Annotated in this window: 3 protein-coding genes and 1 pseudogene; all 4 read left to right on the plus strand. The window is 36.3% G+C overall.

All coding sequences use genetic code 11. The annotated features are described in order from the left end of the window. The first annotated feature begins 1,367 nt into the window (after positions 1-1,367). A complete protein-coding gene (locus tag ACM55K_RS17340; protein WP_416851589.1) occupies positions 1,368-8,924 on the plus strand; it encodes a DUF7507 domain-containing protein in 7,557 nt (2,518 codons plus the stop codon). 161 nt (positions 8,925-9,085) lie between these two features. Continuing rightward, entirely contained in the window at positions 9,086-9,994 is a 909-nt protein-coding gene (locus ACM55K_RS17345) for a PorP/SprF family type IX secretion system membrane protein (protein ID WP_416851591.1), read from the plus strand. A gap of 10 nt (positions 9,995-10,004) precedes the next feature. Beyond that, on the plus strand, positions 10,005-10,406 hold the full coding sequence (locus ACM55K_RS17350) for a tetratricopeptide repeat protein (RefSeq protein ID WP_416851593.1): 402 nt from the start codon (positions 10,005-10,007) through the stop codon (positions 10,404-10,406). Positions 10,407-10,442: 36 nt separating this feature from the next. Beyond that, positions 10,443-11,681 (plus strand): annotated as a pseudogene (locus ACM55K_RS17355) (OmpA family protein); the annotation flags it as partial.

Raw genomic sequence — 11,681 nt, forward strand, 5'->3', positions numbered from 1 at the left:
AAATGGAGTCGATTCCAGTAGATTAATTGGTAAAGGATACGGAGAAACACAGCTGGTAAACAAATGCGCTGATGATGTGGAATGTACAGAGGATGAACATCAATTCAACAGACGCAGCGAATTTATAATTACTGCTCTATAACAGTCTTTACCTAGAAAGCAGTTAACTAATTTTAAATAAATTATAATAAACAGAAACCTCGAAAGTTAAAATTTCGAGGTTTCTTGTTTTAAAGATCAAGCATTTGACGAGTTGTCTAAAGTTAAAAAAAACAATTTTTAGGTATAGAAGTATTTATTTTTAAATCTATTTTCTGTTTTTTTTTATTAGAAAAATTCGTATTACAAATTATTTTTTTTTATGATTTTCATTATATTTTTTGATAATTCATATTTAGGTTCTTTTTAGTTAGCAATAATTTTAAAATACTATTTAAAAATTATTAGTACATAACTTACTTTAAAACAAAAATAAATGTTAAAATTTTAAATCCAAAAATTAATTTTTTCTTAAAAAATTACAATTCAACGAGTATTTAGGTTACTGGTAGAAAAATAAAATCAATATTAGTTATTCTTTGTAACTTTGGTTGTATAAAAAAATAGCTGTTAAATAACTTAAAAATAGATACTAAATCTTACGAGGTAGAGATATTTTAAACCCCTAAAAAAATATTTCATCCCTAAAAAAATTTTGAAACCTCTAAATTATTAAGACTTTAATTTTGAAATATAAATTTACAAATGATTCCGAAAAAGGGGAATTAAAAATTAACAAATTAAATTCAGAAAAAATACTTGAACATCTACTTGATAGAATAAAAAATCTTGATGTTTGATATAGCAAAATCATTTTATTTTTAATACAAATAATTAAATATTATGAAAAAAAAATCTACTACTTTAATTAAAATTAGGCAATTCCTTTAGCTATTAATTTTCGACAAGAAATCGACTCCCTATAACCTATAATATTAGATAAATTAAATATATCTATTCATTATAATTATAAAAAAGGACAATACCACAAATCAATTTTATAAATTAAAAACTGATTCTATGTATACAAAAACTACTTCCCATTTATTAGCTTTCTACATATTCGTTAGTAATTTATATTCTCAATTTGATGCTAAAACGCATTGGAATATGCTAAATTCTATTCCAACTTTTAAATCACTAAAGTTTATTTATTTTAAACCAATAATTAACTGTTTAAGTGCGTCATCAATCACTATTTTTTCTAATGTTATTATGTCTGAATGTTCGTCGAGAACTATTCATACATCAAATCGTATAACAACTTTCAAGAATGAATTTTGCTACTTACATCCATTTCATTTTCTAACGATTTAAAACAAATCAATATGAAATCAATTTTTACTTATTCGACAAAATTATTTTCGCTTTTTTTAATAAGCTTTTTGAGTATTTCAACCGCAGTTGCACAAACAACAACAGTTCCGGACCCAAATACTTCGTGTTCATCTAAGGATCTAGAATTAGTTGGGGCAACTCTTACTGGAGGAGATTTATGCAACTCATGTCCCCAAAATACTATTCTAACCAGAACATTGACATTGTCTATCGATAATACAACAGGTTCAACAAGAACATCCTTTGCCTTTTGGGGGAATTTAGAGGAGTATAGCGGTATCGACGGTTCTTTACTATCTACAACTGCAATTTCAGGCTGTGGAGGACCACTTCCCGGTAATGTCGTAACAAGTTTAGCATTTGATCAAGTTTCATATACTTGTGGTAATACATTAAAAATTACCAATTTATTCTTAGCATGGACTGATGCTTCTAAAAGTAGTATTTGTCCATTAGATCCTGCCACAATTTCTCCTAAATGCGGAAAATTACCTTCTATACAAATCAATGCTGGTGTAAATGGTGAATTTGTTCTAACCAATTCTCTATGTGATACAGCAAACGGAGGCATAAATTTAACCCCATCGGGTGGCACAGCTCCTTATACCTATTCTTGGACAACTTTGGATGGTGTTATACCTAGCGGACAGGAAGACGATCAAGATCTTATTAATATAGTTGCAGGTACTTACAACGTAACAATCACTGATGCTAATGGCTGTACAATTACAAAAAGCAGAACCATAACCGCTGCTGCTCCAACAGTAGCCTCGTTTGCTTCAGTATCTGATATTACGGTCGCCTGCGGAGCAGCAACCACAAGCACTCTGAATTATACAAACAGCTCAACAGGAAATTGTTTAATCAGCGGATCTGTGGCGTCTACTCTTAGTTCTCAATCTCCAAGTGGTTCTTGTGGTGGAAACATAACAGAATCATGGACATTTACGGACATTTACCTAAGAACCATTACAACATCAAGAATCATCCATGTTAGCCCGGCTGCTTTGCCAACAATGACAGCCCCGGGTAATATTACGGTAGCCTGCGGGTCAATACCGGCACAGAGCACCATCAGCTTCAGCAATGGATTAAGTGGTGATTGTTTAATAAGCGGAACATCGAATCCTTCCAATTTCTCTCCCGCTCCTAACGCATGTGGTGGAATCGTAACAGAAACTTGGACTGCCACAGATACTTGCGGAAGAACAATTACGGCTGTATCAAGAACAATAACGGTTAGCCCGGCTGCTTTACCAACAATGACAGCGCCCGGTAACATTACTGTAGCCTGCGGGTCAATACCGGCACCGAGTACTATTAACTTCAGCAATGGATTAAGCGGTGGTTGTTTAATCAGCGGAACATCAAATCTTTCCACTTTCTCTGCTACTCCTAATGCATGTGGCGGAACTGTAACAGAAACTTGGACTGCCAAAGATATTTGTGGAAGAACAGTTACGACTGTATTAAGAACAATAAATGTTAGCCCTGCTGCTCTACCGACAATGACAGCTCCTGGCAACATTACTGTAGCTTGCGGGTCAATACCGACTCCGAGTACAATCAACTTCAGCAATGGATTAAACGATGGTTGTTTAATCAGCGGAACATCAAATTTTTCCACTTTCTCTACCACTCCTAACGCATGTGGCGGAACGGTAACAGAAACTTGGACTGCCATGGATATTTGTGGAAGAACAGTTACGACTGTATCAAGAATAATAACTGTTAGCCCGGCTGCTTTGCCGACAATGACAGCTCCTGGCAACATTACTGTAGCTTGCGGGTCAATACCGGCTCCAAGCAGAATCAACTTTAGCAATGAATTAAATGGTAGTTGTTTAGTCAGCGGAACATCAGATCTTTCCACTTTTTCTGCCACTCCTAACGCATGTGGCGGTACTATAACACAAACTTGGACTGCTACTGATATTTGCGGAAGAACAATTGCAGCTGTATCAAGAACAATAACTGTTAATCCGGCTGCTTTGCCAACAATGTCCACTCCAGCTAATATTACAGTGGCATGCGGGTCAATACCAGCGCCGAGTACCATCAACTTCAGCAATGGATTAAGCGGTGGTTGTTTAATCAGCGGAACATCAAATCCATCTACTTTCTCTTCCACTCCCAACTCATGTGGTGGAACTGTTACTGAAACTTGGACAGCTATTGATACTTGTGGAAGAACAGTTACAACTGTATCAAGAACAATAACGGTCAGCCCGGCTGCTTTACCTGCAATGAATGCTCCCACTAATATTACGGTAGCCTGCGGGGCCATACCAACACCAAGCTCTATCAGCTTCAGCAATGGATTAAGTGGTGGTTGTTTAATCAGCGGAACATCAAATCCATCTACTTTCTCAACTACTGTATCTGGTTACTGTAATGGTAAAGTTATTGAGACGTGGACTGCTAATGACATTTGTGGAAGAGCAGTTGCCACTGTATCAAGAACTATTACCATAGATGACAAAACGCTTCCTACATTTACACCTCCTGTAAGTAGTATAATCTATAAAGATGCTAACTGTAATTACGATGCAGATCCAATTATAACTGGTGATGTAGATGATGAAGCAGACAACTGTACCAACAAACCTGACATTAATGTTACACATAGTGATACTAGTTGTTTTGGTACACAACAGCAATGGAATGTAAATGCCGGAAATGGTATAATGATCGATTTTAACGTTGAAGGATTTGATGGACAACCAGCGAGTGCCATTAAAAATATTGTCTTATCATTTAATACAAATCAAGGTATTGGACATGCTGAAATCACTTTAGTATCCCCAGAAGGGCAAGCTATCATATTGGTTGGCCCTTATTGTTCGAATCCTTCTTGTAACGTTAATGGAGCTGCATCTTATGCTCCTGTATTCTATGGGTCTGGTTATCCGCAATGGAATAATGTCAATAACCCAACTGGAGCAGGCAATTACACCCCATTAGGAGGTACTTCGACAAACTCACAATATATTCCTGGATTTAATGGTTATGTTTCAAACTTTAGCCAATTTACTGGAGAAATGAATGGAACCTGGAGGATTTTTGCCCGTAAACAAAGTACTGAAAATGGAACATTAAATATTAATAATGTTTGTTTCACTCCTAGCGAAAAATGCGCTAATGATGACTTTATTGTCAGACATTGGGCCGTTAGTGATGCTTGTGGTAATACCAAAACCGCAGATCAAATTATCCTTATAAAAGATAATATGGCACCAGTAATTACTTCTTGTGCTCCTGATCAAACTATACCTGCAGATTTAAATTGTAAAGCTTTAGTTCCGGACTATACTTCGAGTATAACAGCAACTGATAATTGTACACCATCTGCATCTTTAATTATAACTCAGTTTCCTCTAGCAGGTACTGAAGTTGGATCAGGAACAACTACAATTACCTTATCCGTCAAAGATGCTTGCGGTAAAGAAACAACTTGTGAAGCCAAACTAATAGTGACAAACTATATTGTCGCAAACGACGATGCAGGGACAATTGTTAACGGATATACAGGTGGCATCTCGTTTACCAACGTATTGGCTAATGATCTATTAAACTGTATTGCAGTTAGTGTTAATGATGTCAATTTAAGTATAATCAGTTCAACAAATACAGGTATTACTCTTTCCGGCACCAATGTGGTAGTCGCTCCAGGTACCTCAACTGGAAACTATACATTGACTTACGAAATCTGTGAGAAATTAAATCCAACAAATTGTGATACAGCTATGGTTACTGTGCCTGTATATGTTCCCTCTATAACTCTTTTGAAAGATGGCACTTATGTTGACACTAATAATGATGGAATTACCAATGCAGGGGATACAGTATACTATAATTTAATAGTTACTAATACAGGTAGCTCGCCACTTACAAATGTAACCGTTACTGATATCAATGCAGTTGTTACTGGTGGGCCTATTGCTTCCCTTGCTGTTGATGCTTCCGATTCGAATACATTCTCAGCAGTTCATGCAATCACGCAAACGGATATCGATACCGGTTTTGTATACAACTTAGCAACTGCTACCGGTACTCCACCATCCGGCCCAAATGTAATAGGCAGTTCATCAGATCCTACTCCTTGTGCTTCTTGTCCAGTTAACCCTGAATGTCCAAGTTGTACAATCACTCCATTAACACAAACTCCTTCAGTAGCAATTACTAAAGATGGAACTTACGTGGATGCCAATAATGATGGAATTACAAATATTGGAGATAATGTAACCTATAATTTCGTTGTCACTAATACAGGAAACGTGACCCTTAACAATGTGACCGTGACTGATACGAACGCAGTAGTTACTGGTGGACCTATCGCTTCTCTTACAGTTGGCGCTTCCGATTCGACTACATTCTCTGCGGTTCATGCAATCACGCAAGCGGATATCAATACCGGTTTTGTATACAACTTAGCGACAGCTACCGGTACTCCTCCATCTGGTTCAAATGTGACAGACACTTCGTCCGATCCTACTCCTTGTACTTCTTGTCCTGTAAACCCTGAATGTCCGGATTGTACTATCACTCCATTAACACAAACTCCTTCAATAGCAATTACTAAAGATGGGACTTACGTGGATGCCAATAATGACGGAGTTACAAATATTGGAGATAATGTAACCTATAATTTCGTTGTCACTAATACAGGAAATGTGACCCTTACCAATTTGACCGTCACTGATAGTAATGCAGTGGTTATTGGTGGACCTATTGCTTCCCTTGCGGTTGGAGCTTTCGATTCAACTACATTCTCAGCGGTTCATACAATCACGCAAGCAGATATCAATACCGGTTTAGTGTACAACTTAGCGACAGCTGTCGGTACACCTCCATCCGGTCCAAATGTAACAGACACCTCGTCTGATCCTACGCCATGTACTTCTTGCCCTGTTAACCCTGAATGTCCAGATTGTACCATCACTCCATTAACACAAACTCCTTCAATAGCAATTACTAAAGACGGAACTTATGTGGATATGAACAACGATGGAATTACAAATATTGGAGATACTGTAACTTATAACTTCGTTATTACTAATACAGGAAACGTGATCCTTACCAATATAACCATTACTGATAGTAATGCAGTCGTTACTGGCGGACCTATCGCTACTCTTACAGTTGGCGCTTCCGATTCGACTACATTCTCAGCGGTTCATACAATCACACAAACGGATATCAATACCGGTTTTGTGTACAACTTAGCGACAGCTGTCGGTACACCTCCATCCGGTCCAAATGTAACAGACACCTCGTCTGATCCTACACCGTGTACTTCTTGTCCTGTAAACCCTGAATGTCCGGATTGTACGATAACTCCATTGACACAAACTCCTTCAATAGCAATTACTAAAGATGGTACTTATGTGGATGCAAATAACGATGGAATTACAAATATTGGTGATACGGTAACGTATAACTTCGTTGTTGCCAATACAGGTAATGTGACATTAAATAATATAACTGTTACTGATATTAATGCAGTCGTTACTGGCGGACCTATCGCTACTCTTACAGTTGGCGCTTCCGATTCGACTACATTCTCAGCGGTTCATACAATCACACAAGCGGATATCAATACCGGTTTTGTGTACAACTTAGCGACAGCTGTCGGTACTCCTCCATCCGGTCCAAATGTAACAGACACCTCTTCTGATCCTACGCCGTGTACTTCTTGCCCTGTTAACCCTGAATGTCCGGATTGTACCATCACTCCATTAACACAAACTCCTTCAATAGCAATTACTAAAGACGGAACATATGTAGATGTCAATAATGATGGAATTACTAACATTGGTGATACGGTAACGTATAACTTCGTAGTCACTAATACAGGCAATGTAACCCTCACCAATGTAACCGTTACTGATATCAATGCAGTAGTTACTGGTGGACCTGCCACTACTCTTGCTGTTGGTGCTTCCGATGCAACTACTTTCTCAGCGGTTCATACAATCACCCAAGCGGATATCAATACCGGTTTTGTGTACAACTTAGCGACAGCTGTCGGTACTCCTCCATCCGGTCCAAATGTAACAGACACCTCTTCTGATCCTACGCCGTGTACTTCTTGCCCTACAAACCCTGAATGCCCGGATTGTACGATAACTCCGGTAACACAAACACCTAGTATAGCTTTAGTGAAAACGGGGATCTTTAGCGATACTAACAACGACGGTTTCGCACAAGCGGGTGAAAAAATAAACTATACCTTCACCGTAACCAATACTGGTAATGTAACCGTGATCAATATCGTTATCACAGATCCATTGATTGGTTTGATAATAACCAATAGTCCAATTGCTGCTTTAGCGCCTGGAGCAATTAACAGTTCCGTGACTGGAATTTATACCATCACTCAAGCCGATATTGATTCAGGTAAAGTAACCAACTCAGCTTTGGCTTCTGGCAAAGATCCTAAGGGAACTGATGTGACTGATATTTCTGGTACAACGGTTCAAAACAATACTCCAACCGTAACACTACTCCCTCAGACAGCTAGTATAGCATTAGTCAAAACAGGTATCTTTAGTGATACAAATAATGATGGTTTCCCTCAAGTTGGCGAAAAAATAAACTATACTTTTACGGTAACTAATACCGGTAATGTGATTGCATCCAATATCGTTATTACAGACCCATTGGTTGGATTGATACTTAATGGAAGTCCAATAGCCACTTTAGCATCAGGTGTTTCAAATAATTCAGTGACGGGTATTTATACCATTACTCAAGCCGATATTGATGCCGGTAAAGTAACCAACTCAGCTTTGGTTTCTGGCAAAGATCCAAAAGGAAATGATGTAACTGATATTTCAGGCACAACGATTACAAACAATACACCAACCGTTACGCCACTTACTCAAAATCCAGGCTTAGAAGTAATTAAAACTTCCAATAGCGAGAATTATAGTTCTGTGGGAGACATTATCAATTATACGATTCAAGTAAAAAACACTGGTAATATCACTCTATATTCAATAGTTGTAACTGATCCATTAACTGGATTGAATACTACTATTCAAACATTAGCTCCAGGTGGTACTCAGGCATTTACTGAAAATTATACAGTAACCCAAGTGGATAGAGAAAATGGTTCTGTAACCAATGTTGCTCATGCAAATGGGTTCACACCAAATGAAGTACCAATAAGTGATTCAGATGAAGAAGTTGTTGAAGCTAGTATTGTCTTAGGATGTGGAACTATATTAGTTCATAACGCTTTCTCTCCAAATGGAGATGGAATTAATGAAAATTTTATAATCGACAATATTGATGATGTATTGTGTTATCCAGATAATACAGTTGAAATTTACAATCGCTGGGGAGTATTAGTTTTTGAAACTAAAGGCTATAATAATACCAGTAACGTGTTCAAAGGTATATCCGAAGGTAGAACAACTATCAGCCAATTCTCTGGTTTACCATCCGGTACCTATTTCTATATCTTGAATTATACCTTTATTGATGGTAATGGTGGTGTTCAAGCCAATAAGAAAGACGGATATTTATACCTTACTAAATAATTTAAATTTAAATCCCTGGGGACTACAGCGTCCTCAGGTTTAATAAAAGCAATATTTTTCGCCTTATTTTTACTGACTGACAAACTCTTATTCAATTTATCAACTGAGCTCACAAAACACTATAAATCAGACTTATAGATAATTTAAAATAAACAGCTGCTATGAAAACAAAATTATTTTCTTTCGTTTTGATGTTTACAGCCATTGTAAGTTTTGCTCAACAAGATGCGCAATTTACGCAATACATGTATAACACAATCAATATTAATCCCGCATATGCTGGATCTAGAGGTGCCTTAAGCATTTTTGCCTTACATCGTACGCAATGGGTAGGATTAGATGGGGCTCCAGTGACTAATGCGGTATCTATCAATACTCCTCTCAACGGAAATAATTTAGGATTAGGAGTATCAATTATAAATGATAAAATTGGCCCAACTAAAGAGAATACCATCTCAGCTGATTTGTCTTATACTATTCCCACTTCGGAGACTTTTAAACTTTCATTTGGGATTAAAGCAACGGCTAATCTTTTCGATTTGGATGTATCCAGATTAAATCCTGTGGATGATGACCCAAGCTTACATGATTATAATAACAAATTTTCTCCAAATATTGGTGCTGGTCTCTACTGGCATTCTAACAAGGCTTATGTTGGATTCTCTGTTCCTAACTTTATAGAAACCAATCGTTATGATGATAATGAAGTAGCTATTTTTAAAGAACAAATTAATTACTACTTGATTGCTGGTTATGTATTTGATTTTAATAATTATATTAAGTTCAAACCTGCTGTTCTCACCAAAATGGTTAAGGGTGCTCCTCTTCAATTCGATGTGTCAGGAAATTTTATGTTTAATGACAAATTCGTGGTGGGAGTTGCCTATAGATGGAGTGCAGCATTGAGTGCCATGGTTGGATTTCAGGTTTCTGAGGGTTTGTATATCGGATATGGATATGATCATGAAACAACTAATTTAGACAATTATAATTCCGGTTCGCATGAAATTTTCCTGCGCTATGAATTATTCAAAAATAACAACAAAATTACGACTCCTAGATTCTTCTAAAAATAAGTTTATGAAAATATATATATTCTTTATAGCAATAATGAGTATTTTTTCTTTTAAAGGACATGCTCAAAATTCAAAATTATATGTGACTGATAAAATAAATGATAAATATGCCTATGTAGATGTTATAAAAACCTATGAAAGGGTCGCAGAAAAAGGATATAAATCAGTCGATTTATTTAAAAAACTAGGGGATTCATATTACCAGAATGCCGATTTAGACAAAGCCGCTAAATGGTATTGTGAATTATTTGCCATGAATACCAAGGATTTAGAACCTGAATATTATTATCAATATGCTATCTCTTTGAAATATATTGGTCAAAATGAAACAGCCAATGAAATACTCTTGAAATTAAAACAAAAATCGGAGGCGATAGCAGAAATAAAAATTCGAAAACAACGATAAAATCACAACTCTAAAATTCTTCTAAAAACAATTATTATGAAAAATATTATACTCCTTTACATAACAATAGTAAGTGTTTTTTCTTTTAACATTTATTCCCAAAAAGCAAGAATAGTTGCAGCTGATAAAAAATATGACAACTATGCCTATGTAGATGCCATAAAAACCTACGAAAGGGTTGCTGAAAAAGGGTATAAATCTGCAGACCTGTTTAAAAAATTGGGGAATGCCTATTACTTTAACGCAGAGCTGGACAAAGCTGCCAAATGGTATGGTGAATTATTTGCCATGGACACCACCAATCTAGAACCGGAATATTACTATCGTTATGCCCAGTCTTTAAGATCCATTGGCGAAAATGATAAAGCCAATGAAATGTTGGAATTATTCAATCAAAAATCAGGAAACGATATTCGAGGAAAACTTTTCAAAAAAAACACTAATTATTTAGAAGCCATAAAAGCTAATTCAGGTAGATATCAGGTGGAAAATGCAGGTATTAATTCGAAATACTCTGATTATGGAACCGCTGTATATATGAATAAAATTGTATTTGCTTCTGCAAGAGATACTGGAAGTTTAGGACACAGAAAACATGCTTGGACCAATCAATATTTTACAAATCTGTATACTGCAGATTTAGGAGATAACATGACTCCAAGCGCAACTAAAAAGTTTGATAAAAGTATAAATTCGAAGTTTCATGAATCTACTCCTACTTTTACGAATGATGGTAAAACAATGTATTTTACTCGAAACAACTATCTGGATGGTAAAAAAGGAAAAGATGGAAATGATATTACTTTAATAAAAATTTACAAAGCCAGTTTAGAAAATGACAAATGGGCAAATGTAACTGAACTGCCTTTTGACAGTGATAATTATAGTACGGCCCATCCAACTTTAAGTCCTGATGGGAAGACATTATATTTTTCTTCTGATATGCCGGGAACTATTGGCCAATCAGATTTATTTAAAGTAAAAATAAATGACGACGGCAGTTTTGGTACTCCTGAAAGCTTAGGAAATACAATCAATACTGAAGGAAGAGAAACCTTTCCATTTGTAAATGATGAAAATGAACTTTATTTTGCCTCAGACGGGCATCCTGGTTTAGGAGGATTAGATGTTTTTGTATCCAAAATAAACAAAGACAACACTTTCAGTGAAGTCCAAAATGTGGGAGCTGATGTTAACTCGCCTAAGGATGATTTTGCTTATTTAATTGATACAAAATCAAGAAGAGGATTTTTTAGCTCCAATCGAGATGGTGGT

This window comes from Flavobacterium arabinosi, from assembly GCF_048158725.1.
Taxonomy (GTDB): domain Bacteria; phylum Bacteroidota; class Bacteroidia; order Flavobacteriales; family Flavobacteriaceae; genus Flavobacterium; species Flavobacterium arabinosi.